Here is a 26,268-nt window from a genome sequence, read left to right on the forward strand (position 1 = left end):
CTCACGCGCTGCTCCCGCCCGCCGTCCCGCACCGGCGCGGTGATGCCGCGTGCCCGCACCACCTCCTCCCCAGCCCTGCCCATGGAAGGCCCCGTCGTGCCCACCTGCCCTGCCCCGGTACGCCGCCTCGACCCCGCCGCCACCGCGGAACTGACCGCCACCGCCGCCAAGCTGCTGGACTTCCACGGCTCTGCGACCAGTCCCCACCTGCTGGCCGACCTGCCCGTGATGTGCGCCCAGCTCAGCCGCGAACTCCGGCACGCGCTGCGACCCGTGGACACCGCCGACGGCCTGTTCGTGCTGCGCGGACTGCACCCGGACGACGCGGAGCTGGGCCCGACGCCCGGCCACTGGTCGACCGTCGGGGACGCGGGCGCGCTGTGGGACGTGGTCCTGCTGCTCGTCTCCACGCTGATGGGGACCCCGATCGCCTGGGACGGCCAGCAGGAAGGCCGGTTCGTGCACAACATCGTGCCCTCGCCCGGCCACGAGAGCGAGCAGACCGGTGCCTCCAGCTCCGTCCTGCTCACCCCGCACACCGAGGACGCCTTCCACCCCGGCCGCGCCCACCTGCTCCTGCTGTGCTGCATGCGCAACCACGACGACATCGCCACCACCGCGGCCAGCATCCGCCTCACCGACCTCGCCGACGAGGACGTCGACCAGCTCAAGCGTCCGATCGTGCCGATCCTGCCCGACGACGCCTACGAGCAGGCCCGGCAGTTCGCCGGCCGACCCGCACCGGTGCCCACCCTCTTCGCGGCACCCGAGGGCCTGACCATGCGCTTCGACCCCGCCTACACGCCGGTCGAGGACGCCGACGAAACCTGGCGCGCGGCCTACCGGCGCCTGGAGGACGAACTCGCCCGCGTCTCGGTGGCGGTGAGCCTGGAGCCGGGCGACGTGCTGGTCGTCGACAACGACATCGTCGTCCACGGCCGCGTCCCCTTCCGGGCACGCTACGACGGCACCGACCGCTGGCTCAAGCGCGCCTCCGTGCGCGTCGAGGGCCGACCCACCCGCCCGGTCGCCGAACACGACGAACACGGCTACGGCCAGGCCGCCCTCACCGCCTGACCCGCCTTACCGCCTTACCGCCTTCCTGCCATACCGACTTACCGCCTTCCAGATGCCGCCTCACCCATCCGAAAGGGCACCCCCGTGGACCGGGACGACACCACCCTGCGCGTACTCTCCACCAGCGACCTCGCCGGCCTGGACATCACCCTGACCGACGTCGTCGACACCGTCGAACAGGCCTACCGCACCCTGGCCGCGGGCCAGTCCGACAACCCGCGCAAACTCACCGTCAAACCCGCCGACGGACACTCCGTCTCCTACGCCATGCTCGGCCGCGACGGGGCGCGCAACGTCGTCGCCATCAAGACCTCGTACAAGCACGGCCTCGACAAGGGCCGCGAGGAACAGCACTACTACACGACGCTGACCGTCTACGACGACGTCACCGGCCTACCGGTCGCCATGATGGACTGCTCGCGCATCGGCTCACTCCGCACCCCGGCCGTCTCCGCCCTGCTGGCCCGTGAGTGCGCCTCCCCCGACGCCTCCACGGCGCTGGTGATCGGCACGGGCACGCAGGGCCGCCTCGCGCTGCCGTTCCTGCTCACCACCCTGCCGAAGCTGGAGCGGCTGCTGCTGGCCGGCACCCACCCCGACGGCACAGCCGCCGTCCGCCGGGAGCTGGAGCGCCACTTCCCCGGCCGTGAGCTGGAGTTGGTCACCGACCTCGAGCGCGCCGCGCACGACGCGGACGTCATCGTCGCCACCGCCGGCGCTCACACCCGCGCCGCCGTCGAGGCCGACTGGCTGAAGCCCGGCGCGACCGCGATCCTCGTCGGCCACGGCCTCGCACCGTCCACGCTGCACCGGGCCGACCGCGTGATCGCCACCAGCGAGGCCCAGATGCGCGTCACCGGCACCGACATGGCCGACGCCGACGGCAACCTGCCCGTCGTCGACCTGGAGCTGCCCGCCGCCATCTCCGGCGCCTCCCAGGCCCGTACCGCACCCGACCAGCGGATCTTCGCCTACAACAGCGGCCTGGTCGTCACCGACATCGCGCTGGGCCACCGCTTCGCCCAGCTCGCCGCCGACCAGAACCTCGGCACCGAGGTCGCGCTGTGGCGCTGACCCTTCCCGCCCACCCCGACCCCCTCCACGACAGGATCGCGGCCGGAGACCTCCTGCACGACCTCTCCCACGCCTTCGGCGGACCGTTCCACTTCGTGCTGCCCGAACGCTTCGACGCCAACCTCGCGGCCTTCCGGGCCGCGCTCGACGAAGCGCGGGTGGCGGGCACGGTGTACTTCGCGAAGAAGGCCAACAAGGCCGCCGCGTTCGTCGAACGCTGCGCCCACGCGGGAGCCGGCGTGGACGTCGCCAGCCACGGCGAGCTGCGCGAAGCCCTCGGCCACGGTGTACGCGGCGAGGACATCGTCGTCACCGGCCCCGCCAAAGCCGAGCCGCTGCTGCGCGTCGCGGCCCTCCAAGGCGCACTGACAGCCGTCGACTCCCTCGACGAACTGAGCCGCATCCTGCACCTGGACGTCCCCCGACCCGTCCGCATCCTGCTGCGCCGCTTCCCGCCCACCCACCCCGGGAGCCGCTTCGGCCTCACCGACGACCAGCTCGACACCGCGCTGCTGCGCTGCGCCGCGGCGAAGGAGCGGGTCCGGATGGAGGGCTTCAGCTTCCACCTGTCCGGCTACGACGTGCAGCCCCGCACCGACCTCGCCGGAGAGCTCGTCGAACTCTGCCTCAAGGCACGGCTCCTGGGGCTGCAGGCCGACCGGATCAGCATCGGCGGCGGCTTCGCCGTCGACTACGTGCCCGCCCAGGCCTGGCGCACCTTCCTCGCCGAGCAGGGCCCCGACGACTACCACGCCCGCAAGTCCTTCAGCACGAGCGACTTCTACCCCTACCACTCGCCCGTCGCCGGGGCCGATGCCCTGCGGGCCGTCCTCGCCGCCCGCCCCCACGGCACGGGTGACTCGCTGGCCGGGCGGCTGCGGGAGGCGGGCGTGAAGCTGCTGCTGGAACCCGGACGCGCCCTGCTGGCCGGGGCCGGCTCCTCGGTGTTCGCCGTCCAGGGCGTCAAGGACCGCTCCGGGTACGGGATCGTCACCGTCGCCGGCACCAGCCTGAGCCTGTCCGAGCAGTGGTTCAACAGCGAGTTCCTGCCCGACCCCCTGCTCCTCACCCCGCACCCCGGCCAGGACGACGAGGAGTACCGGGCGTGCGTGGGCGGGGCCAGCTGCCTCGACTCCGACCTGCTCACCTGGCGCAAGATCGCCTTCCCCCGCCGCCCCCGGGTCGGCGACCTGCTCGTCTACCCCAACACCGCCGGCTACCAGATGGACTCGAACGAGTCCCCCTTCCACGACCTCCCCCTGCCGGCCAAGGTCGTCATCCACCACGAGAACGGCCGGCCGCGCTGGCGCCTCGACCGCCGACCGGCCCTGTGACCCCACGCCACCCCGCTCCCGAGAGGGCCCTCCCTGCCATGACCGACGCTCTCCACCGCCCCCCGGTGGTCACCCGGATGACCGACCTCATCGGCTGCACCCCGCTGTTCGAGCTCGCCCGCGCCGACAACGGCGCCCGCCTCCTGCTGAAGCTGGAGATGTTCAACCCCACCGGCAGCGCCAAGATCCGCATGGCCCGGCAGATGGTCCTCGACGCCGAGGAACGCGGCCTGCTGCGCGAGGGCGGCCACATCATCGAGTCCACCTCCGGCAACACCGGCCTCGGGCTGGCCGTCGTCGCCGCCGAGCGCGGCCACCGCTTCACCGCCGTCGTCGACAACCACGCCGCCACCGACAAGCTGCGCGGCATGAAGGCGATGGGCACCGAGCTCGTGTACGTCGACGCCGACACCGACGGCGAGGAGCTCCACACCGCCGCCCGCGAGGAACTGGCCGAGGAGATGGCCCGCGGCAAGGACAACACGTTCTTCACCGAGCAGCACAACAACCCCAGCAACGCGGTGGGTTACTTCGCGGTCGGCCGGGAGATCGCCCAGGCCCTCGACAACCGGGTCGACGTGCTGATCGGCGCGGTCGGCACCGGCGGCGGCCTGTGCGGCACCGCCCGCGAGCTCAGGAAGTACGTGCCCGGTGTCTCGGTCGTCGGTGTCGAGCCGAAGGGCTCGATCGCCTTCGGCCCGCCCGCCCACGACTACTACCAGTCCGGCACCGGCACCCCCGAGGGCGCCACCATCGGCCTGCTCGTCGACTACGACCTCATCGACGAGGGCGTCAAGGTCGGCGACGTCGAGGCCTTCGCCACCGCCCGCGTCGTCGCCCGCCGCACCGGCCTGCTCATCGGCGGCTCCGCCGGCGGCGTCGTCCACGACGCCCTGGCCCGCCTGACGACCCTTCCGCCGGACGCCGTCATGGTCGCGTTCATCAACGACGGCGGCGAGAAGTACATGGATACCGTCTTCAACGACGACTGGATGACCGCCCGCAACCTCGTCGACGAAGCCGTCGAGGCCGAGATCGACGAGTCCCTCGCCAAACTCCGCAGGCCCTGACTTCTGGAGACGTGACCAGAGACGTGACACCCACCATGCAGCAGCTGACCACCCTGGCGCGCGACAGCCGCGCCCTCACCGCCCTCGCCGTGCCGCTCGCCCTCACCCAGCTCGCCCAGGTCGCCCTCACCACCACCGACACGATCATGATGGGTGTCCTGGGCACCGAGGCGCTGGCCGCCGGCGGCCTCGCCCTGGTCATCTTCAACCAGCTCCGCACCATGGGCGTCGGGCTGGTCACCTCCGTCGGCAACCAGGTGGCGGCGGCAGCGGCCCGCGCCGAACGCGGCGCCGAGGAGGCCGGGGCCGCCACCCAACCGGCCACCGGCGCCGCCCCCGAAGCGGCCACCGGCGCCGCCCCCGAAGCGGCCACCGACGCCGACCACGAGGTCCGGGGCCTGGTGCGTGCCGCGATGGCCGTCGCCACCCTCGCCGGCCTGGCCGGCGCCGTCCTGATGGTCCTCATCGGCCAGGCCGCCACCTGGCTCGGCCAGGACGCCACCGTCGCCCACCGCGCCCAGGGCATGCTCGCCGCCCTCGCCCCCGGCCTCGTGCCCTGCCTCTGGTTCCAGGCCGTCCGCCAGTTCACCGTCGGCATGCGCCGCCCCCAGGCCCTGCTGCAGATCACCCTCGCCTCCGTCGCCGTCAACGCCGCCCTCAACTGGGCCTTCATCCACGGCACCTGGGGTCTGCCCCGGCTCGGCCTCACCGGCATCGGCGTCGCCACCAGTAGCGTCTACCTGCTGTCCTTCCTCGCCCTCTACGCCTCCGCCCGCCGCGACCCGCACCTCGCACCCCTGCTCAGCCTCGACTTCTGGCGCGCCGATCCGGCGACCGTCCGCCGCCTGCTCGGTCTGGGCACCCCCATCGCGGCCACCTACGGCTCCGAAGCCGGATTCTTCTCCGTCACCGCCCTGCTCGCCGGCAGCTTCGGCCCGGCCGCGCTCGCCGCCCACACCGCTGTCAACCAGCTCATCTACATCGTCTTCCAGGTCGCCGTCGGCCTCTCCCACGCAGCCTCCATCAACGTCAGCCGCGAACTCGCCCTCGGCGAGCACGCCGCCGCCCGCCGCATCAAGAACACCGCACTCGCCTGCGGCGCCGCCGTCACCACCCTCGTCGGCATCGTCTACCTCACCGTCCCGGACCTCGTCCTGCGCCCCTACTTCGACCCGGACTCGCCCGCCGACCAGCAAGGCCTGGCCATCGCGACCAGCCTCCTCGCCGTGGTCGCCGTCCTGCAGTTCTTCGACTGCGCCCAGAACATCGGCGTCGGACTGCTACGCGGCCTCGACGACACCAGGAGCGGCTTCCGCATCACGCTCATCGGCTACTGGGTCGTCGGCCTGCCCTTCGCGTGGCTCCTCGCCTACCCCCTCGGCGGCGACATCCGCGGCCTCTGGTTCGGGCTGCTCATCGGCCTCGCCACCACCGCCGCCCTCCTCCTGCGCCGCTACAGCCGCACCCTCACCGCGAAGGCCGCTGCGGCGCCCGACGCCGTCTCCGCCGGAGCCTGACCGCCCGCCGGAGGTGCCGGGGCAAGGCCCCACCCCGCCCTCCGGCGGCACGTGTCGTTCCTTCGCGGGCCCCCGCCCCTTGCCGGAACGTTCCGGCATGGCTACATTCTTCATCACGCCAGCAAAGCTGACTGAACTTTCAGTTACATCGCAGGGCCGCGCCAGCACCAGAGAGCAGAAGGAACACCCATGACCACGTCCACCCCCACCGGCCGCACGGCCGCCGGAGGCCCCGCCTCCGGCGCCTCCCGCGCCTGCCGGACGTCCCACCGGCAGACGAGGACGGTCCGCCCGTGACCTCGTACGCCGTTCTCACCTCCTTCGGCTCCCCGCTCGGCTCCCCCGGCCGCACCAAGCCGGCCGAACGCGCACCGCTGCGCGTCGGGCTCGTGCAGATGCGCTGGCACGCCGACCCGTCCGAGCACGACGCCCGGCTGCGCGAGGGCGTGGCACTCGCCGCCGCGCAGGGCGCGACGATGGTGTGCCTGCCCGAGCTGACCCGCAGCCCCTACTTCTGCAACACCGACGACCCGATGGGGGAGGGCGCCGCCCGCTACCTGGAGGACGTCGGGACCGGGCCGACCGCCGGCCTCGCCGCCGAACTCGCCACCGAACTCGGCATCAGCGTCCACGCCTCCCTGTACGAGCGCGCCGAGGACGGCGGCCTCGGCTACAACACGGCCATCTGCGTGGACCGCGACGGCACCCTCGTCGCCAGGACCCGGAAGAACCACATCCCGGCCTTCCCCGGCTACCGCGAGGACCTGTGCTTCCGCCCCGGCGACAGCGGGTTCCCCGTCCTGGCCCACCAGGGCGCCGCCTTCGGCTTCCCCACCTGCTGGGACGAGTGGTTCCCCGAACTCGCCCGCGCCTACGCGCTCGGCGGCGCCGAAGTCCTCGTCCACCCCACCGCCATCGGCTCCGAGGTGGACCTCCCGGACTTCGACACCCGGCCCATGTGGGAGCACGCCATCAGCGCCAACGGCCTCGCCAACGCGCTGTTCATGATCGTGCCCAACCGGATCGGGACGGAGGACCGGTCCACCTTCTACGGCTCGTCGTTCATCTCCGACCCGTACGGCCGGATCCTGCTCCGCGCCCCGCGCGACCGGGCCGCCGTCCTGGTCGCCGACCTCGACCTCGACCAGTGCCGGGACTGGCGGGAGTTCGGCCTCCTGCGCACCCGCCGCCCCGAGCTGTACGCCCCGCTGACCGCGGCGAGCCGCACCGACGCCTGACCGGACGCCCCGGCGCACCCCCGCCGGGGCGTCCCGCCGCCCCGGCGAAGGCCTGCGAGTCGACACTCGCGACACACCGGAGGCCGGATGCGCGCCGGGACTGGCGTCAACCACCTGGCCCAGTAGCGAAGTTGACGTACCCGCCGCGCCGGCCTCAGCCGGTGGCCGCCGGAGTGGGCGAAGCCGCGCCGGTGGGCGGCGCCTGGCAGGGCAGGACGACCATCACACTCACACCCTGGCCAGGCTTCGACGGACCCGCCGAAACGGTGTAGCCGTCGGGCTCGTGGACGGCATCGAACTCCCCGGTGGGCGCGGTGGACTGAGCGTCCGAACCGGACGCCGAGGAGGTGATCCTGAAGCCCTCGCCCGCGAGCTTCTCCCGCAGCGCCCGCAGCACCTCGGGGCGCTGGTCGTCCGTGGCCTTCAGCAGGACCCCCGAGTTGAGCTGGTACGCCTCGCCCTCGTCGGCGATACCCAACCCCCGCCCCGGGCACCTGTAGTAGCCGATGAGCTTGCTCCACGGATCCCGCTCAAGGCCCGTCAGCTCGCGCACGTGGTCGTGGACCCGATCCGTCCGGGCCAGCGCTTCGTCCCGGGACTCGACACGTGTGGGCGCGCTCGGCGTTTGCCGTCCTCCGCCCGGCGACCCCACGGACGAACACGAGCCGAGCACCAGGGCGCCCGACACCATCAACACGGCCGCGCGGGCCGCCCGTGCGGCCGCCACGGACGGCACGGCCGTCGATCTCTTCAACAAGTGCAGTACTCTCCCCCGCTGACAGGTGTGCGTTATACCATCCGGATGCTACGGCACCACCGAGCAGGCTCCGCAGGTGGTACTGAGCACCTCGACGTGGAGCCCGGCCGTCGAGCCCCATGAGCAGGATCGGCGAGCTGTTCCACCGCCGGCCGCGTGGCCGGCCGCAGGTGCGGCGAGGGCCAGGGCGAGCCCCGCGAGCGCGGCTGCCGCCACCGAGATCGGCCGAACGGGTGGGCACCAGCGGCGTCGACATCTTGTGCGCACACGAAGGCAAATCGCCGTGCGTAACTGTGCGCGGGTCCGGCGGCCACACGGTCCGCCGGACGAGCCGACGGCCGCAGCCCTCGCCGCCCCGCACCCCGAACGGAGTCGCCCCCCCATGCGCACCCCCGCTCTCGCCGCCCTCTCGCTGGCGGTCGCCCTGCCCCTGACGGGGTTGGCCGCCACCGGCACAGCCGCCGCCCAGTCCTCCGCCTCCCGAGCGGTGCCGATCACGGAGTGCGAGGGCGTCCCCAAGGTCCACGACGCCGGCGCCGAGAACTACCTCTGCACCCGGAAGGAACTCGGCCCGGTCACCCTGCCGACGGACCCCGTGCTGACCAAACTACTGAAGGGCTACGACCGGCTGGGCGGGGTCACACCGGTGCGCTTCCTGGACTGGTACCGGGACTGGAGGGGGTGGAAGTACCCGGACCACAACGGCTTCACCGACAACAACGGCACCCTCGACATGACCGTACAGAGCATGACGGAGCACCAGAAGCTGGACCGCTTCGGGAACAGCGCCTACGGCTCCTTCCTCGCCCCCGGCGGCACGCCGTTCCCCCAGCGCGCCCTTCCGCCGGACTCCCTCAACGGAGGCGAGGACAACTACCACTGCTTCGAGGTGCAGAGGCCGTTCGACGTCCAACAGGGCCACATCGCGGGCGCCTTCTCCCAGCCGGGCAACGGACTCCAGCAGTGGCTCGACCCGACCCTGAAGCCGGGCGACATCCCGGGCACGTACGACGTCGCCGCCCTCATCACCGCCGGATACCTGACCGAACACGCCGACAAGGACTTCTGCCTGCCGAGCCACAGCCACGCCTGACCCCCACGCGGCCGGACCTGACCCCGCACGCCCGGCAACCGGCCATCGGCCAGCCCCGCCCCGCCCTGCAACCCGCTCGGCGGGGCTAGTCGAAGGATGGGCTGACCGAATCGGAGAGTCCGACCGCATCGAGGTCCTTCGCCAGCCAGTTGTAGGCGAGAGCCGTAGCGGGACTGTCCCCGAACACCGACAGAACCTCACGGACGACGCTCCGGCTCGACCATGCGGCCGATTCGGGGCGGAGGTGGCGGAAGTCGGCCTGGCCGTCGACGGAACCGGACCACGGCCAGGAGTCGGGTTCGGCACGGACGTCTTCCACCCGTGTGACATCGACGTGCGACGAGGAACCGAGCGGCAACGGGACGACGACACGCGAGAACATGGGCCCGAAGTCCAAGCCCCGGTCGGTCCCGGCGGGGGGCCAGCTGATCTTGCAGGCGAACCGCACCGGCAGCGCACCACCGAGGAACAAGGTCCGCCGGACGGGAGACAGGTACTCCGCGACGATGTCCTCGTAGACGGAGAGGGCCCCGGAGTAGACCTGTCCGACCAGGTCGATCAGCACCTCCTTGCTGTACGCACTCGAAATGTCGCCCGTCATCTGCTCCAGCGGGACGTCCGGTACCGGATAGGGGCGGTGGATCAACCCGTCACGCGTGATCGGGAGGCTCTGCTCGACGCACTGGTCGCGGAGTTGCGCCAACTGCCACCGCGGCACGACCTCGCCGCGCCGGAACCGCAGCAGGACGGCGTCCGGCACCTGGCGGAAGATCTCGTCGATCGTGGAGACGACGTCAGGGATCGGAACGGGACGGTGCGGCCATGTGCCACTCTGGTCGGTCAGCAGCCGGGAGAGGCTCCAAGCCTCTTCGAGCCGCGCGGTCGGGTTGTCGGGCAGTGGAAAGGCCCTGTGTTCCAGCACCTGTGCCATGCTGCTCTTCACCCAGGACAGGGAGACCCGCCACGGCCAGGCGGGGACATCGGACGCGACGCTCACGGAACGGACCGAGGTGATCCTCAGCCCGTCCACTTCGCCTCGTTTCAGGTCCGGTGGGGCAGTGGTCTCGAAGAAGCGCTCACGGCCGTCGAAGGCTGTGGGGTCGGCGAACACGAGGCCGAGGCTGCTGGAACTCTCGCTGCCCGATCCGACCCCGATGGGGACCCCTCGGCCGGTTCCGTCCGAACAGCTGAGCAGAGCGCTCGCGCGGCCGACTCCGCCGAGCCAGGCGTCGAGCGTCCCGGACAGGCGCCGGGCGCATTCGAGGGCCTCGGGGTGCGCGACCGTCGATCCGCGGCCGAAGCTCGGGACGGCCTTCTCGGTGATCCATGCGGCCAATCCCGGGTCGACGGCCGTCAGATCGCCCAGCAGAGCCGTCACGCGGTCCCAGGGGCCGCTGGAGACGACGAAGGTCAGGGCGTCCCGCCACCGGTCCCGGCGCTGCGGGGAGAACTCCACGAGCTCCGGCAGTCCGTGGTCCAGGACGTACTGGCCTCCGAAGTACTGTCCCAGCACCGGGAGGGCGAAGGTGAGCGTGCGCTGCCGGTGGACGACCAGTCTGGTCCGGACGAGCCGGAGCTGTTCCTCCCTGGTCCCGGCCTCGCCTGCCGGGACGGCGCCACCGGAGTCCAGGGCGAGCCGGCCGAGTCGGCCGAGCAGGGTGTACGTGTCGTCACCGAGTCCCGGGGCCCGCGCGAGCGCCCGTTCGACGAGGGCGGCGAGGAACTCCCCTCGTGACTGGGGTACATCGGAGCCGGCCTTCCGGCAGTCGGCGGCGATCAGCGCGAAGAGCGGCCGGTGCAGTGCGTCGCGGATCTCGGGGTTGGAGTGCCATGCCAGCGTCCGTGGTGCCCCCACCCTGTCGAGGAGGTCGCGGAGTTCGGTGTCCGAGAGTGCGGGCAGGGTGAGGCAGTCAGTGCTCTGGAGGAGGCTGTCGGGGCGGCTGGTGGCCAGGACCTTCCGGCCGGACCCGCCGTAGGCCCAGGCCCGGAGGTCGTCGAGGATCTCCGCCGAGCGCCCGGCACCGAACTCGTCCAGGCCGTCGAGGAAGACCGTCACCTGGTCGTGGTCGCCGGAGAACCGTGCGAGCTGTTCGTCGAGCGCTCCCAGCAGGTCTGACCCACTCGACTTCACGGTGAGGTGGACCGGCAGCGGCGCGCGGGGGTCGTCGACGGCCCGCAGCACCGACGCCCGGTACTCGCGTTCCAGGGCAACGGTCTTCCCCGAGCCGAAGTCGCCGGTCAGAACGGCGATCCTGCGTCCGCCGTGGAATCGCTCGAACTCCCGGCACACGCCGACGGCGCCGTCGTCGGCCAGCTCCTCCGCCTGTTCGGGTGCCAGCCCCACGGCGAGCCAGCGAGTCACCAGCCGTCCCCGGCTGGCGGACAGGCCGGCGAGGAGCGCGTCCCTCCTGGCCGACCCGCTCGCCGTGTCGTCGCCGGAGGCCGCCCGCCGAACCTGGCGCGCAGCGGCCGCAGCCCTGTGACCGAGGCCGATCGGGCGAGCGAACCCGTCCTCGGACGAGGGGAGTTCGGACCTGCCGTTCAGCTGTCCGATGACGTTCGTGTCGATGTAGTGACCGTTGAACTCGTAGTGGTCCCCCAGGACGATCGTTCCCCCCTGTCCGGGGGACGACAGGATGCCGACCAGTTCGTCGAGGGGAACTCCCGACCATCCGGCCGCGGCATAGCCGTTCTGTGCGGCGACGAGCGCGGACTTCAGACCCATTCGCCAAGGGAATTCCGCGACCAGTGACTTCAGGACACGGAGCGCTTCCGGGGTGCATCTGCGAGTCAGCGTCCGGGGGATGGCGTCCCGCCACTCCACGACCTGCTGCTCGACACCGATGACATGGGCTCCGACGGGGTAGGCGAGTTCGGTTGCGGCGGACAGGGAGTGCAGCCAGCGGTAGAGCTCGGCCAGTTCGGCCTCTGCCAGCGGTGCTTCGATCCGCTGCCGGTCCTCCTCCGCGGTACAGGCCTGCGCCAGGCCGCGGCTGAACGACTCCGATCTGCCGGTCAGCGTCCGAAGGCGCGGCCACGCCCCGGGGGAGTCCGTGGTCAGCAGCGCCTTGGCCGCCCTCACCGCCAGCTCCCCTCCGGCGGGCTCCTGGAAGTCCGCCACCCCCTTCAGCACCTCGGCCACGAGAGCGTGTGCCGGCTCGCTTCCCGCCGGCAGCAACGCTTCGAGCAGCACCGACCAGGTGTCCAACGCCGCCCTGTCGTCACCCGCTGACGGCCCGATCCCCTCGACCACCGACCGGGCCAGGCCCTCCATCGCGCGGGCCAACGGCGCGGACCAGTGCGGTTCCAGGAGCCGCAGGTTCCACGGGTGCCGCCCGTGCTCCAGGTCCGCTCGAACACGTCGTTCGACGGTTTCGGCGAAATCGTCCGGAGCGTGCTCGGCGGCGAGGCGCAGGAGCGCGGCCTGCACTTCGCGAAGTGCCTCCTCAGGTGCGGTCGGCGGACTGCACGCGACTGCCGCTGTCCAACGGGACCAGATCTGTTCGGAAACCTCGCCGATTCGGCCGGCCCGGTACAGGAGGACGAGCGCCTGATGGCCCGCCCAGGCTCGCAGGTCCTGCTTGTCCGTGCCGAGCCAGGAGTCACGGTGGTCGTGCTCGGCCCGGAGGTAGTGCAGCGCGCAGTCCGGAATTTCGGCGAGCTGCTCGGTGGAGAACAGCGCGGCGCCCGGCCAGTCCTTGATGTCACCGCTGTCGCACGCCTCGGTCCTGCCGCCTTCGGGAGGCACTTGGAGGTTCCACAGCAATTTCCAGAAGCTGTCGGTGTCACCGCTTCGGGCACCGACAAGTGCCGCATGCTGAAAACCGGACAGTTCGGCGGATGCGCCGGCCGTCTCGGACGAATCGCGTTCGGCTTCGGAGTTCATGCGCAGGAAGTCCGCCATCTCACCGTCCAGCGGAACCCCCTCGAAGATCCACTTCAATCGCGCCCAGGTCGGATCCTCCCGCCGCTCCCAGAGGAGTTCGAAAGCCTTCCGGTCGTCGTGGCGGTAGAGGTGGAGCGCGAGGGTCGCGTAGGCTTCCGCGGCCTCCGGCTCGCCGGCCCGCACCGCCCTCTCCCCCTGGTCCAGGACCCACCCGAAGTCCTCCGCCCTCGCCAGACTGCACAGGGACCCACGATCCGGTGCCGCCCACCGCGGGCGGGTGAGCTCCCACAGCACCACCACGGACGACCGACCGTCGCTGAGGCTCTCCCTGACCAGCGCGTCCACGAACGCCAACCGGCGGGACCGGGCCGCGGCGGCATCGCAGACGCCCGGCCCGGTGTCGTCCATGGCGCTCGGACAGGAAACCCGCGCGTGCCGCCGGAGGCGCCCGGCGACGATCACCGCCGCCTGCGGACAGAGCGCCGCGGCACGCTCGGAGCTCAGCACGCGATCGACGACCGCGTCGACGAACTGCTCCACCGCCGGATCGTCCGAACCGGGGAACCCGGAGTCCCGGGCGACCAGCCGGCGCAGCAGACCGGCCGCCTGCTCCTCGTCGCAGTCGGCCACCAGAACTCGGAGGAACGCGCGATAGCTGCCGTACAGCTGGGTGTTCCGCGGTGGTCGCAGCACCCTCAGCACCGCCGCGAGGTCGAGCTGACCGGGCCAGAGTCCGGTCAGCAGGACGCCTCGGAGCTCATCGTCCGGATCGACGCGCGCGGCGTACTCGTCGTCCTCCAGGGAACCGAGCAGGGGCCGCAGTTCCGTCGCGGCCAGCTCGGGGGCGCAGGCGAACGCCGCGCTCATGGCGAGCCGGCGCTCGGTCGCCGGCCAACGGTCGTCGCGGCAGAGCGCGAGCAACGGGACCACCAGGGCCGACGCGGCGCAGCCCCGGGCGAGCTGCAGAGCCACCCGTACCCGCGCCCGCATCGGCCAGTCGTCGTCCAGCGCGGTCGGGTCGCCCACCAGGGCCGCCCGGAGTTGCTCCCCCAACCGTGGGTGCAGCAGGCTCCAGCGGGTGAGCTGCCACCGGTTGGGGCTCAACTCCACCTCGGCCGCGTCCTCCAGGAGCCGGGCCACGATCAGCTCGCGCATCGCATCGGACCGCACCAGCGAGCTGTGGACGGTCACGCTCTCGGGATCCGCGTCGGCCAGCCATCCGACGTGCTCCGGATCGAGGGCGACCAGCCAGGCCGCCGTCTCGCGCAGGGGCGGAGGGATGCGGGCCGCGCTCGCGCCCGGGATGTCGACCAGGAAGAGCGCCTTCAGCTGCCGGCGCGTCAACCGTCGACGCACCAGGTAGGAGGCGGCGAGATAGGCCGACAGCGACGAATGCCGGAACGCGCTGCGTTCACGGTTGGTCGCGGTGAACAGGGCGGTGTGAAGCACCTCCCGCACCGCCGGCGGGGTGACCTGGAAGCGGTCCCCCGGCGCGGTCTCCTCCTCTCCCCCGGCCACGTCGTCGATCTCCAGGTCGAGCCGGTGCAGCTGATCGCGGTGCGCGGGCTCGTGCCAGAGCGTCCGTCGTCCCGACAGCAGCATCCGGGCGGCGATCCGGCCGGCGATCTCCACGCGCTGCTTGGGCAACGTCTGCGGTGGGCCCGGGGTGTTGCGTCCGGGATCGTGTTCGGCGGCCAGCAGCCGGGCACCGCTCGCGAAGAGTCCGTGCGGATCGCCGCTCAGGCCGTCGTTCTCCCGGCAGGAACGGACGAGCAGTTCCAGCGTCAGCGGCGCGCTGGCCAGGGCGCCCGCGCCGACCGACACCGCGGCGGTCACGAGTTCCCCGCCGTCCGTACCGGTGCTGTCGACCAGGCGCACGGCCTCGGCACGGGACAGTGGCGCGAGGTCGACGAACAGGCAGTCGCTGAAGTGTTCGGTGAGTACGTCGGTCAGCCGCGGGGGCCAGTCGGCGGTTCGGCAGGCCAGCAGCATCCGCAGGCCCGTGGTGTCCCTGCCGTTCAGCGACCTCGCCAGGGCGCCGTGCAGGGGGAGCAGCCGGGGGCTCTCGTCCAGCTGGTCCAGCACGATGGTCAGGCGGCGGGCGGCTGCCGTCCGTGATGCCACCCGGGGCGGCTCCGACCCCGTACCGTCCCCGCTCCGCCGGGGCTTACGGGGCAGGCCGTCCAGGAACCGTCCGACCAGCTGCTGGTAGGAGTACTCGGTCAGCTCGGAGCCGTCGACCCAGACGTAGCTGTCCGAGGTCTCCGGGTTCGCCGGGTCCGCCGGGTCCGCCGGGTCCAGCGGTGTCAAGTCCTCGACCAGCCGTCGCAGCACCGTCGTCTTCCCGCCGCCGGGCTCGCCCAGCAACACCATGGCCCCGGCTCCCGCCACTTCCTCCGGCCTCAGCAGGGCCCCCGGGAGCACTTGACCGTCCACCGGCCGATATCCCGCCTCCTCGTCCAGGAAGCCGTCGTACCCGAGCGGAAAAAGGTCCTCGACCGGATCGCTGCCCGCCCGGACCCGGCACAGCCGTTCGGCCTGGACCTGGAACAGACTCCTCAACGATCACCACCCGGGTGGGGCCGCTCCGCACGGCGACCTGCTTGTCCGCCCGTCACCGTTTGCCTGCCCGTCACCGTCGAACCCGTGAAGACTCCGTTGAACTCGTAGTGGTCACCGCCGTAACGGCGATCACCGCCGGTCCTGCCCGCAGGTCGGTCCCGTGCTGCGGCGGACGTGGCGGCGGACGTGCCACCACCTGGACCGGCCGACTGCCTCGGAGGGAGGCCGGCGATCACGGACGACACCGCGGCGGCAGCGGAAGCAGCCGCTCTCGATCGCGACCCGTCGGCGTCGACGGCTCGTCCGGCATCCTGCGCACGACCGCCCACCCCGCACACCACCAGCGCCTGGCGGGCACGGCGCAGGTACGCCACGGCGGGCCCTGCGCTCCCGTCGTCGACCGCCACCGCGTCCTGGTGGTCGTTGCTCGACCGTTCGGCCACCTCTCCGGCCACCTCTGCGGCCGTCACGTCGATCGGGACACCTCCGGAAACGATGGGCTCGAAGTGGACGGCCGGTCTCCCGGTCAGGAGCACCCCCGGAGCGATCCGGTCGCGCCATCGCCCGTCGGCGAGAGCTGCCGAGGCATCCTGCACCAGGGACACCGGTGGCTGCCACGGCCGTGGAGAGCCGCCGAGCCCCTCGGAGTACGGGCCCACCGGTTCGTGACGCACCTCGGTGGCGACCACGACGTCGCCCAGCGCGATGTCGTCCTCCAGGCAGTTCACGACATCGACGAAGAACAGGGCCGCGGGTTCGGTTTCACCGACACGTTCGGCAATCACCGCGGCGGCCCGGTCGTACCCGCTGACGAGGACGGGCGCGACCCGCCACGAACTCCCGGCCAGCCGGCCGCACGCCACGAACTCCCCTGCCCCGACCGGCCATCGCTCCACCTCATCGAGCTGGCGCAGAACTGCCTGGTACATCACCGGCAGGGTCGTCAGCACGGTCACCGCTCCCGAATACCCACCCACCCGCGCACCCTTCGTCACCCTTCCTCCCTTCACCGCAGCGGTCCGGAGCGACCGTGCAGACGACTTTCGAGCTGCCAACTTCCCTGTATACCAGTCTTGTTGATCATCGCAATCGAATCCCGGCGTTTGCCCATCGTTACCTCGAAACCCGCTAGTGTCCGGCCATGGCCAACCCCCCGGACACGCATCCCGACGAGGCGGCGGACGAGGAGTGCGGTACCGGTACCTCGTTCGAGGACCTGGCCGACCTCCTGAGCGCCGGCGATCGGACCGGCCCGGTCATCTACGCGCCGCACGGAAACATCAACACCGGTTCGGTACACGGCGACCAGCGCATCCTCAACGAACACGCGGCCCATCATGAGGACCCTCACCTACACGTCCGCAGCGGCCCGATCCCACCGGCGGAGCTCGCCGATGCGCAATCGGGCTTCGCGGAACCGGACTGGTTCACCGGCGCCCTGGCGTCACCCGGAGCGCGGCTGTTCTTCCTCACCGGGCGGCCGGGGACGGGACGGCGCACCGCGGCCGTCAACCTGCTGCTGCGCCTGCTTCCGCGCCGCAGTCGACCGGACAGCACGCTGTGGGCCGTCGACGGCGGTACGGACCTGTCGTCGTGGCGGCCCCGGCGAGGAGCGGCCGGCGGCTACCTGCTGGACGACCGGCAGGCCCCACGCCCCTTGAGGCTCAGCACCGTGCATCATCTCCGGCAATCGCTGGACAGCGCCGACGCCTACCTGGTGATCGTCGTACCCGACAGCCCCGAACTCGTCCGAGGTCTGGAACACGAGCTCCACGTCAGTCCGCTGAGACACCGACCGCCCGTCCCCGAAGCCGTGTTCGCGACCCGCTTCGCGGCCGCAGTACCGGACCCGAACGAACGCGACCGGCTGCTCGGAGGCCTGGCGCCCGGTCTGCTGGACTCCCTGCTCGTCCCCGAACTGGTACCCGCCGAAGTCGCCGAGCTGGCGACGGCGGTGGCCACCTCGGCCGGGGAGCCCCCGACACTCGGCAGTCTGCGGGAGCGACTGGACCTCCTCGCCGACAGCGAAGCTCCCCGCATCGTCGCCGAGTTGCGCGCGAACCCGCACGCCTTGGCGTTCCTGCTGGCCGTCTGCGTCTTCGAGGGCCTCGACTACCGGGTCGTCCAGGAACAGGCAGAACGGCTCCTCGGCATCGTCGACGGCGCTCCTCGGACCGTGCCGAAGAACCGAGGCGACGGAAGCCCACAGCTCTGCACCGATCCCGGATTCGTCCTCGCGTGGCCGTGGGAGGAACTGCTGCACATCGTCCGCGCAGAGCGGATGCCGCCGGAGATCCGCACCGGGCCACCTCGCCCCCGGACGCCGGAGCCGGTCCGATTCACCCGACACCGGCAGGCGCAAGCCGTCCTACGACATGTCTGGCGCGAGTACAGCGACCTCGCCGCCGCGCTGACCACATGGCTCGAACACGTCCCCGACACTGCTGAACTGACCGCGGCGGCCGGCCGCGCCCTGGGCCTGGCCGCGGGTTGCGGCGTCGGTTCCCGGACGTTCCGGCGGATCGGCGCCCTCGCCGCGTCGGGACGCGGCGCCGACCGGGCGATCGCGGCCCATGCCCTGAGTGCGGCGGCCAACGATCCGGCTCTGACTGAACAAGTCGACTCCTTTCTGAACCAGTTGAGTCGGAGCCACGATCCGCGCCTTCGCGTCACCCTGGCCCACGTCTGCGGCACCTCCTTCGGACGCTCTCGACCGGATCGTGCCATGGAGCTACTCCTACGGGCCGCACACGGGCCCGGCGGTGAACCCAGCCTGCTGGTCCAACGCGCCGTCCGTCCCTCCGTGGTGAGCCTGTTCACCTCAGGCAGCCAGCCGACGGTGGTGCGGCACCTGGCGAGCTGGCTGCGGCAGAGCGAGGCCGACGCCGAATCGGCCCTGCGCCTCTTTCCGCATCTCCTGGCGGATCCCCTCACCGAGGCGTCCTGGTTCCACCATGAAATCCTCGCCGAGGGCGAGTGCATGGAGCCGATCGTCGAACTGATCCGCCGCAGCCTGGAGCACGACGGGGTCTTCGACCTGACCTGTCGGCACCTGGTCCGATGGTGCCGCCCCGCTCCGACCGGTCGCCGGAGCGGGGCCGTGGAAATCCTGTTCCGCGAGCTGGCCCGGCACCCCGGACGCGGGACACGACGACTGGCCACCGTCCTCGCCCCGGACAGCGACCTCCTGCCGGCCGATCGCCGGAGCGAACCCGGGACGACCCGGGGCACATGACGGCCCTCACCCGCCGTACGCGGCCGGGCGGTTCGTTCGTCGGTGGGCCCCCGGGGCAACGCCCCCTGCTTCTGGCCGCCTTGCAGCCGATCCAGAGCATGGCGATCCTCATCCCGTCCAGGGCGACCGTCTCCCCCATCGACGGCGAGTTCGACGAGTTCTCCCGGCGGGTCGAGAAGGCCGGCGGGTTCGTCCAGGTGACCCGCCGATGAGCCGGCGGTACGGGATCGTTCCCGCCGACGCCGCTCACGGGGCCTCGTACCCGGTCTGGGTCATCCGGGACCACGAGACCGGTCAGCTGGTGAAGGCGCTGCCGCCCCGCTCCGAACCGCTGCGCTTCTACTCGTACGATCGAGCGGAGCGATGGGTGAGCGCCGAGGAGAAACCTCGTCCGGACTTCACGACCGCCGGGTGACCGTCCAAGCCACTCCAGGTTCCGGGGGCGGTCGGAGGGTTCGGAGTTCAGCGCACCGGCTCGGGCTGCGGCGAGGGGGACGGCTTGCCCGCCCAGCAGTGCAGGGCGGCTTCGAGGCCGGCAATGACGGTATCGGTGGTGGCGGTGTCGGTGGTGTCGCAGGCCCAGGCGACCACTCCGTCCGGGCGGACGAGGACTGCGGTCGGCGTCGCGTGGCCGTCGGGCACAGCGGTCACAGTGGCCACCCGCCCGGTCCAGCCCGCGGCGAGGCGGGTGAACGCGCCGTCCGCCGTGCGGTCGAGCAGCAGGAACCCGCCGCGGTGGCCGTGGTCGACCAGTCGGGAGCCGTCGCCCAGCCACAGGTCGGGGACGTGCCGCCCGACCAGGGGGTGGTCGCCGGGCAGGTCGATGCGCTGCGCCACCCCGGAGATCTTCTTGACCGCGTAGGTCGCGCCCGCCCCGGTGCCCAGCAGGTCGGCGACGACCTCCCGGAGCGCGGCCGACTTGGCGTCCCCGCGCATCACCCCGATCTGGGCCCGCGTCCAGTCCAGCACCCAGGCGCCGAGGGGGCGGCGCTCGGCGTCGTAGGTGTCGAGCAGCCCTTCGGGCGCCCACCCGGCGACGACGGCGCCGAGCTTCCAGCCGAGGTTCATCGCGTCGCCGACCCCGAGGTTGAGACCCTGGCCGCCGAACGGCGAGTGCACGTGCGCGGAGTCGCCGGCCAGGAGCACCCGCCCCGAGCGGTAGGCCGCGGCCTGGCGGGCGTTGTCGCTCCAGCGGGTCGCGGTGCCGCGCAGCGCGGTGAGCGTGACGTCGGTGCCCGAGACCCGGCGCAGGCTGCCCTGCACTTCTTCGAGCGTGACCGGCGCGGAGCGGTCGACGGGGGCTCCGCCGAACTCCACGGTGACCACCCGTCCGGGCTGTGGCCCGCAGCGGTAGGCGCCCTTGGCCGACCACACCCATCCGTCCGCGAGCACCGTGGGGTCGTCGATGTCGACGACCGCCAGGTGTCCGGTGAGTTCGGGGTCGGTGCCGGGGAAGCCGATGCCCGCGAGGCGGCGCACGGTGCTGCGTCCGCCGTCGCACCCGACCAACCATCCGGTGCGCACCGTGCCGGCGGTGGTGGTGACGAGCACGCCGTCGCCGGTGTCTTCGAGCCCGGTGACCTCCACCCCGCGACGCACCGCCACGCCCAGGCGCGCGACGTGGCCGGCCAGCAGCGCCTCCAGCTCGCGCTGCGGCACCATCCGCGCTCCGTCGACGGCGGTGTGCGCAGCGAGGTCGGCGTCGGACCAGTCCACGAGGCCGGCGTCGAGGACCATCCCGGCGAAGTGCCCGGTGAAGCGGGGTGCGCGTGCCGGCCGGTCGCCGCCGGGCGGCTGGTCGACCGCGCGGGCGAACGACCCGACCCGTTCGAGCTGCTCCCGCTGGACTTGTTCGGCGGCCGGCAGCAGGCCGCGGCGGTCGAGTGCCTCGGCCGTCGGGACGTTGATCGCCCCCGCCTTCATCGACCGGTCCGGCTCGGCGAGTCGTTCGAGCACCTGCACCGTCGCCCCGGTGAGCGCCAGCTCGGCGGCGAGCACGAGGCCCACCGGCCCGGCGCCGACGACGGTCACGTCCACGTCCACGTCCACGTCCACATCCATGTCCTGGTGCTCACGGCTCACGAGCTGGTTCGAGTTCTGGTTCACATTCCTGGTCACGAACAGTGTTCTATAAACGAACGGCGTTCGTGTCAAGCTATGATGGTCCGGTGAACCCGAGAGAGCGACGCGCGGCACGCCACCAGCCGCCGAACCCCGACGCCGGAACCGACCCCAGGCCGCGGCGCCGCAAGGCCCCCCTCACCGTGGACCAGGTCGTCGACACCGCGCTGGACGTCATCGCCACCGAGGGCTACGAGGCACTGACCATGCGCCGCCTCGCCGGCGCCCTCGACACCGGGCCCGCCTCGCTCTACGCCCACGTCGTCAACAAGGCCGACCTCGACGAGCTGCTCATCGGACGGCTGTGCGCCGCGCTCGCCCTGCCCGAGCCCGACCCCGCGACCTGGCGGGACCAGATCCGCAGCATCTGCACCCGGATCCGCGACCAGTACCTGGACTACCCCGGGATCTCCCGCGCCGCGCTCGCCATGGCCCCCACCGACCTCGAAACCATGCGCGTCAGCGAAGGGATGCTGGCGATCCTGCTCGCCGGCGGCGTCGCGCCGCAGGCCGCCGCCTGGGCCGTCGACGCGCTCCTGCTGTACGTGGCCGCGTACTGCCTCGAAGCCTCGATCGTGCGCCAGCGTGCAGCACACGACGACGACGCGTGGGTCCTCGACCGCGACGAACTGCTGCGCCGCCTCACCGCCCTGCCCGCCGCGGCCTTCCCCCACACCACCCGCCACGCCGCCGAAATCACCGCCGGCACGGGCCACGAACGCTTCGACTTCGCCGTCTCCCTGATGATCGACGGCCTCGGCCGCCGCTAGGCCCTGTCCGACTCCGTTCACACAGCTCCGCCCGCCGCCCCGGCCGGAGAACGAGGGCCGGAGCGACGGGCAGGTGAAGGTCAGGCCTGGGCGTTGCCCGGCTGGCGCCCGGCGGCGTCGGTGGCGCTGTCGAGGAGGACGACACCGGGGGTGCGGGCGGCGGCCTGGTAGAGCGCGGCGGCGAGCTCCCCGGGGACGGCCTGTTCACGGATCAGGTCGGCGATGGTGACGAACGCCTGCTGGTCCGGCCCGCGTGTGCCGGAACCGCGTGCGAGTGCTCCTGGAACGACTGCCGGAAGGCGCCCGGGCCCCCGGCTCCGATCCGTTCGTGCAGCGAACAGTCCACACCTCTGGTTGTCCGGCCGCCGCGAAGCAGTTCCAGTGAGCTGCGTCACAGGTGTGCCGGCAACCGGCGGATGTCTTTGGCGCTGACGACGGGTCCTCCGCGCAGGTGCCGATTTGAGCGGCGGCACCTGCGCGGCGGCACCTGAGGCGCTCGGCCCGGTGGCAAGCGGCTGCCACCGGGCCGTCCCCCGAACGCCACGAGGTGTTCCGGCGAACCCCCCGTTGCCGAGAACTCTGCAGCGGCGGCGCATTGTCCGAAAGAGCCCTCTGGGCAGGACATTCAAGTCGGACAACGATGTGAGGGGGCGGGAGGGGCCTGCCAGGGGTGGTGAACGTGGACGCGCGGCCGAACGGGACACAGCGCAAGGCCCGACTGGGCAGACCGGAGCGGTTCGTCGATCCGCAGGCCGGTCCGGTGGAGCGGCTCGCCTGGGAGCTTCGCCAGTTGCGGGACCGGTCGGGCGCACCGAGCTACCGCGCGCTGGCGAAGGAGTCGCACTACTCCGCCAGCACGCTGGCGGAGGCGGCGAAGGGCGAGCGCCTGCCGTCGCTGGCCGTGGTGCTCGCCTACGCGCGGGTGTGCGGCGGGGAGAAGGCGGAGTGGGAGGCCCGCTGGCTGGCGGCTTCCCGCGCCGTCCAGGGGCCGGCCGCCACGGCACAGGACGGCGATGAGAACCGCGCGGACGGGGGCGACCCCGCTCGCTGCCCGTACCTGGGACTGGCCGCGTTCGGCACGGGGGACGCCGACATCTTCTTCGGCCGGTCGGAACTGGTGAGCCACCTGGTCCGGCACGTGGGTGACCACCGGCTGACGGCAGTCGTCGGCGCCTCCGGCAGCGGCAAGTCCTCACTGCTGCGGGCCGGGCTGCTCCCCCGGCTCGACGAGTCCTGGCACACCGCGCCGCTGGTCCCCGGCGACCACCCGCTGCGGGCGCTGGCCCTGGCGGTCTGCGCCCTGACGGGCGGTGACGCCGAGGCACTGTCCCGCGCGCTGGCCGACGAGCCCGCGGCCCTGGGGATCGCGCTGGACACCTGGCTGGTCACGCAGCCCGCCGACCGGCGCGTCGTCCTCGTCGTCGACCAGTTCGAGGAGCTCTTCACCACCTGCGCGGACGCCGGGGAGCGGGAGGCGGCCCTGGCCTGCCTGGCCTGGACGGCCGGCGACCGCACGGCCGTCGACGGGACGGCCGTCGACGGGACGGCCGACGGCCGCACAGCCGGCGGCGGAGCGGCCGGGGCCGGCGCGGCCGAGGCCCGGGTACGGGTCGTCATCAGCGTGCGCGCCGACTTCTACGACCGCTGCCTCGCCCACCCCGCCCTGGCCGCCGCCCTCCGCTCCGGCGCCCAACTGCCGGTCGGCGCACCCACCCGGGCCGAACTGCGGGACATCGTCGTCGAACCCGCGGCCCGAGCGGGCGTCGTGGTGGACCCCGACCTGCTGGAGGCCGTCCTCGCAGAGGCCACCGGCCAGCCCGGCGCGCTGCCGCTGGTGGCCCACGCGATGCGCGAGACCTGGACCAGGCACCGCGGGACCGTCCTGCGGCTGGCCGACTACCGGGCCACCGGCGGCATGCGGGGAGCCATCACCCAGACCGCCGAGGCCATGTACGCCGCTCTCCCGCCGGGCCACCAGGAGGCCATGCGGCTGCTGTTCCTCCGGCTCACCGCCCCGGGCGAGGGCACCGAGGACACCCGCCGCCGCCTGGCCCGGAAGGAACTCGACGGCCTCGCCGACGCCGCGACCGTCGACGACCTCCTGCACCGGCTCGCCGCCGCCCGCCTGATCGTCCTGGCCGACGGCACCGTCGACGTCGCCCACGAAGCGGTCATCCGCGCCTGGCCTCGGCTGCGCCACTGGCTCGACGTCGACCGCGAGGCCCTGCGGACACACCGCCGGCTCACCCAGGCCGCCCTGACCTGGCACGAACTCCAGCGCGACCCGGGCGCGTTGTACCGGGGAGCGCAGCTCGCCACCGCCTGGAGCTGGTCCCGTACCCGCGGCGCGGCGCTCAACCGGCTCGAGTCCGCCTTCCTGGACGCAAGCACCGCGGCGGACGGCCAGCGTGGCCGTCGCCGGCGCCGGACGGTCGTGGCGCTGGCCGTCCTGACCGTGCTCTCCCTGGTGCTGGCGGTGACCGCGTTCGTCCAGGGGGAGCAGTCCGACGCGCAGCGCCGCGTCGCGGTCTCCCGCGAACGGGCCGCCCAGTCCAGGCAACTCCTCGAAACGCAGCCCGAGGCCGCGGCGCTGGTCGCGCTGGAGGGCTACCGGACGGCCCGCACCACCGAGGCCCGCGGCAGCCTGCTGAGCGCCTACGCCGCCTACTCCTCCAACCAGTTCACCGGTCACACCGGCACCGTGACGGCAGTGGCGTACGCGCCCGACGGCCGCACCCTGGCCACCGGCAGCGCCGACCACACCGTGAAGCTGTGGGACACCACCACCCACCGCATGCTCGCCACCCTGACCGGCCACACCGGCATCGTCAACACGGTCGCCTTCAGCCCCGACGGCCGCACCCTGGCCAGCGCCGGCGCCGACCGCACCGTACGGCTGTGGGACGTCGCCTCCGACCGCACGACGGGCATCCTCACCGGCCACACCGGCGCCGTCTCCTCGGCGGCGTTCTCGCCCGACGGCCGCACCCTGGCCACCGCCGGGTACGACCAGACCGCCCGGCTGTGGGACGTGGCGTCCCAACGCGCCCTCACGACGCTCACCGGTCACGCCGGTTCCGTACGAGCGGTGGCGTACGCGCCCGACGGCCGCACCCTGGCCACCAGCGGCGCCGACCACACCGTGAAGCTGTGGGACACCACCACCCACCGCATGCTCGCCACCCTGACCGGCCACACCGGCGCCGTCGGCACCGTCGCCTTCAGCCCCGACGGCCGCACCCTGGCCAGCGCCGGCGCCGACCGCGCCGTGCGGCTGTGGGACGTGGCGTCGCACGACACCACGGCCGTCCTCAACGGGCACACGCAGGAGGTGAGCCAGGCCGCGTTCACCGCCGACGGCCGCACCCTGACCACGATCGGCCAGGACAACACGGTCGCCCTGTGGGACGTGGCCGAGCGCCGACTGACCGCCACCCTCCACGAGACCAACACCTCCGCCCCCGCGCTGGCGCTCTCCCCCGACGGCAACGAGCTGGCCACCACCGCCACCGACAACATCGTCCACACGTGGGACCTCAAGAGCCGCCAGATCGCCGCCACCTTCAGCGCGACGAACGACCTGGACACCCTCGCGACCGTCGCCGCCTACTCCCCCGACGGCCGGACCCTCGCCATCGGCCACACCGACGGCTCCGTCACCTCGTGGACCACCGCTCCGCTGCGCCCCGCCGTGACCTTCGCGGCGCACAGCCAGGGCATCATGCACCTGGCGTTCTCCCCGGACGGCCTGCTGCTGGCCGCCGCGAGCTCCGACCGCACGGCACGCCTGTGGGACGCCGCGTCAGGCCGCCCGGTGGCCACCCTCGAAGGCCACACCGACCAGGTGTCGAGCGTCGCCTTCTCCCCCGACGGCCGCACCCTGGCCACCAGCAGCCTCGACACGACCGTGCGACTGTGGGACGTGGCGACCCACCAGACGACGGCGGTCCTCCAGGGGCACACCAGCCTGGTCTCCAAGGCCGTCTTCGCCCCCGACGGCCGCACCCTGGCCACCGCCGGGTACGACGGGACGGTGCGCCTGTGGGACCTGGCCACGCACCGCACCCTCGCCGTGCTGTCGGAGAACACCAACGCCATATCTTCCCTGGCCTTCTCCCCCGACGGCCGCACCCTGGCCACCGGCAGCTCCGACGCCACCGTGCGCCTGTGGGACGTGGCGCAGCGCCGGACGGTCGCCACCCTCACCGGCCACATCAACACCGTCTTCTCCGTCGCCTTCAGCGCCGACGGCCGCACGCTGGCCAGCACGGACGCCAGCGGCACGGTGTGCCTGTGGGACGTGGCATCACAGCAGGTCACGGCCCTGCTCGTCGGTCACACCAGAGCCGTGCACACGGCCGCCTTCAGCCCCGACCAGAGCACGCTCCTCACCGCCGCCGGCGACGGAGCACGGCTGTGGCCCACGGACGCGGACCGGACCGCCGACCGCATCTGCGACCTGAGCCGGAGCAACCACTGGCCCGAATCCCTCGCCGGCTCCGCCACGGGCCACGCCTGCCGGTGAGCGGCCTCG

The 26,268-nt window shown here is 72.6% G+C and carries 16 protein-coding genes; 11 read left to right on the forward strand and 5 right to left on the reverse strand.

The window, feature by feature from the left end; all coding sequences use genetic code 11:
- Positions 1 to 96: 96 nt before the first annotated feature.
- From ACIQVZ_RS07620 to ACIQVZ_RS07645, 6 genes are all read left to right on the forward strand, one after another.
- Positions 97 to 1,077 carry a TauD/TfdA family dioxygenase gene (locus ACIQVZ_RS07620; RefSeq protein ID WP_402447949.1) on the forward strand — a complete coding sequence of 327 codons (981 nt, stop codon included), beginning with the start codon at positions 97 to 99 and terminating at the stop codon, positions 1,075 to 1,077.
- Positions 1,078 to 1,161: 84 nt separating this feature from the next.
- Positions 1,162 to 2,151 carry an ornithine cyclodeaminase family protein gene (locus tag ACIQVZ_RS07625; protein ID WP_402447951.1) on the forward strand — a complete coding sequence of 330 codons (990 nt, stop codon included), beginning with the start codon at positions 1,162 to 1,164 and terminating at the stop codon, positions 2,149 to 2,151.
- On the forward strand, positions 2,142 to 3,485 hold the full coding sequence (locus ACIQVZ_RS07630; protein ID WP_402447953.1) for a Y4yA family PLP-dependent enzyme: 1,344 nt from the start codon (positions 2,142 to 2,144) through the stop codon (positions 3,483 to 3,485). The genes ACIQVZ_RS07625 and ACIQVZ_RS07630 overlap by 10 nt, the downstream gene beginning before the upstream one ends.
- A 38-nt stretch (positions 3,486 to 3,523) precedes the next feature.
- Positions 3,524 to 4,555 (forward strand): cysteine synthase family protein, encoded by a 1,032-nt coding sequence (locus ACIQVZ_RS07635; RefSeq protein ID WP_402447955.1) that lies wholly within the window; start codon positions 3,524 to 3,526, stop codon positions 4,553 to 4,555.
- Between the two features lie 35 nt (positions 4,556 to 4,590).
- Positions 4,591 to 6,072 carry an MATE family efflux transporter gene (locus tag ACIQVZ_RS07640; protein WP_402448075.1) on the forward strand — a complete coding sequence of 494 codons (1,482 nt, stop codon included), beginning with the start codon at positions 4,591 to 4,593 and terminating at the stop codon, positions 6,070 to 6,072.
- A 293-nt stretch (positions 6,073 to 6,365) separates the two neighbouring features.
- Positions 6,366 to 7,310, forward strand: a complete 945-nt coding sequence (locus ACIQVZ_RS07645) for a nitrilase-related carbon-nitrogen hydrolase (protein WP_402447957.1) — start codon at positions 6,366 to 6,368, stop codon at positions 7,308 to 7,310.
- Between the two features lie 154 nt (positions 7,311 to 7,464).
- Here ACIQVZ_RS07645 and ACIQVZ_RS07650 read toward each other — a convergent pair whose 3' ends face one another.
- The gene (locus ACIQVZ_RS07650) at positions 7,465 to 7,863 is read right to left on the reverse strand and encodes a hypothetical protein (protein ID WP_402447958.1); all 399 of its coding nucleotides are present in this window, start codon (positions 7,861 to 7,863) and stop codon (positions 7,465 to 7,467) included.
- A 586-nt stretch (positions 7,864 to 8,449) separates the two neighbouring features.
- On the opposite strand from ACIQVZ_RS07650, the gene ACIQVZ_RS07655 reads away from it, so the two are divergent.
- The gene (locus ACIQVZ_RS07655) at positions 8,450 to 9,160 is read left to right on the forward strand and encodes a TNT domain-containing protein (protein ID WP_402447960.1); all 711 of its coding nucleotides are present in this window, start codon (positions 8,450 to 8,452) and stop codon (positions 9,158 to 9,160) included.
- Positions 9,161 to 9,245: 85 nt separating this feature from the next.
- Here the strand turns inward: ACIQVZ_RS07655 and ACIQVZ_RS07660 are convergent, their stop codons facing one another.
- Both ACIQVZ_RS07660 and ACIQVZ_RS07665 read right to left on the reverse strand, forming a co-directional pair.
- Complete coding sequence (locus ACIQVZ_RS07660; protein WP_402447962.1) at positions 9,246 to 15,608, reverse strand: hypothetical protein; 6,363 nt, start codon at positions 15,606 to 15,608, stop codon at positions 9,246 to 9,248.
- Complete coding sequence (locus ACIQVZ_RS07665; RefSeq protein ID WP_402447964.1) at positions 15,605 to 16,558, reverse strand: hypothetical protein; 954 nt, start codon at positions 16,556 to 16,558, stop codon at positions 15,605 to 15,607. Before ACIQVZ_RS07665 ends, ACIQVZ_RS07660 begins: the two co-directional genes overlap by 4 nt.
- Before the next feature lie 191 nt (positions 16,559 to 16,749).
- Here ACIQVZ_RS07665 and ACIQVZ_RS07670 point away from each other — a divergent pair, with 191 nt between their 5' ends.
- Both ACIQVZ_RS07670 and ACIQVZ_RS07675 read left to right on the forward strand, forming a co-directional pair.
- Positions 16,750 to 18,843, forward strand: a complete 2,094-nt coding sequence (locus ACIQVZ_RS07670) for a hypothetical protein (protein ID WP_402447966.1) — start codon at positions 16,750 to 16,752, stop codon at positions 18,841 to 18,843.
- 208 nt (positions 18,844 to 19,051) lie between these two features.
- Positions 19,052 to 19,258 carry a hypothetical protein gene (locus tag ACIQVZ_RS07675; protein ID WP_350875769.1) on the forward strand — a complete coding sequence of 69 codons (207 nt, stop codon included), beginning with the start codon at positions 19,052 to 19,054 and terminating at the stop codon, positions 19,256 to 19,258.
- A gap of 47 nt (positions 19,259 to 19,305) precedes the next feature.
- On the opposite strand, the gene ACIQVZ_RS07680 is transcribed toward ACIQVZ_RS07675, so the two are convergent.
- The gene (locus ACIQVZ_RS07680; protein WP_402448077.1) at positions 19,306 to 20,904 is read right to left on the reverse strand and encodes an FAD-dependent monooxygenase; all 1,599 of its coding nucleotides are present in this window, start codon (positions 20,902 to 20,904) and stop codon (positions 19,306 to 19,308) included.
- A gap of 107 nt (positions 20,905 to 21,011) precedes the next feature.
- Here ACIQVZ_RS07680 and ACIQVZ_RS07685 point away from each other — a divergent pair, with 107 nt between their 5' ends.
- The gene (locus ACIQVZ_RS07685) at positions 21,012 to 21,734 is read left to right on the forward strand and encodes a TetR/AcrR family transcriptional regulator (protein WP_402447967.1); all 723 of its coding nucleotides are present in this window, start codon (positions 21,012 to 21,014) and stop codon (positions 21,732 to 21,734) included.
- Between the two features lie 80 nt (positions 21,735 to 21,814).
- On the opposite strand, the gene ACIQVZ_RS07690 is transcribed toward ACIQVZ_RS07685, so the two are convergent.
- Positions 21,815 to 22,129, reverse strand: a complete 315-nt coding sequence (locus tag ACIQVZ_RS07690; RefSeq protein ID WP_402447968.1) for a hypothetical protein — start codon at positions 22,127 to 22,129, stop codon at positions 21,815 to 21,817.
- Positions 22,130 to 22,413: 284 nt separating this feature from the next.
- On the opposite strand from ACIQVZ_RS07690, the gene ACIQVZ_RS07695 reads away from it, so the two are divergent.
- Positions 22,414 to 26,259, forward strand: a complete 3,846-nt coding sequence (locus ACIQVZ_RS07695; RefSeq protein WP_402447970.1) for a cytochrome D1 domain-containing protein — start codon at positions 22,414 to 22,416, stop codon at positions 26,257 to 26,259.
- The last annotated feature ends 9 nt before the right edge of the window (positions 26,260 to 26,268 follow it).

This window comes from Kitasatospora sp. NPDC098663, from assembly GCF_044760075.1.
Taxonomy (GTDB): Bacteria; Actinomycetota; Actinomycetes; order Streptomycetales; family Streptomycetaceae; genus Kitasatospora.

Bases quoted from the DNA above. Each gene is read 5' to 3' on its own strand.
- ACIQVZ_RS07635 (WP_402447955.1), top strand. From the start codon at position 3,524: ATGACCGACGCTCTCCACCGCCCCCCGGTGGTCACCCGGATGACCGAC.
- ACIQVZ_RS07640 (WP_402448075.1), top strand. From the start codon at position 4,591: ATGCAGCAGCTGACCACCCTGGCGCGCGACAGCCGCGCCCTCACCGCC.
- ACIQVZ_RS07655 (WP_402447960.1), top strand. From the start codon at position 8,450: ATGCGCACCCCCGCTCTCGCCGCCCTCTCGCTGGCGGTCGCCCTGCCC.
- ACIQVZ_RS07670 (WP_402447966.1), top strand. From the start codon at position 16,750: ATGGCCAACCCCCCGGACACGCATCCCGACGAGGCGGCGGACGAGGAG.
- ACIQVZ_RS07675 (WP_350875769.1), top strand. From the start codon at position 19,052: ATGAGCCGGCGGTACGGGATCGTTCCCGCCGACGCCGCTCACGGGGCC.
- ACIQVZ_RS07680 (WP_402448077.1), bottom strand. From the start codon at position 20,904: ATGGATGTGGACGTGGACGTGGACGTGGACGTGACCGTCGTCGGCGCC.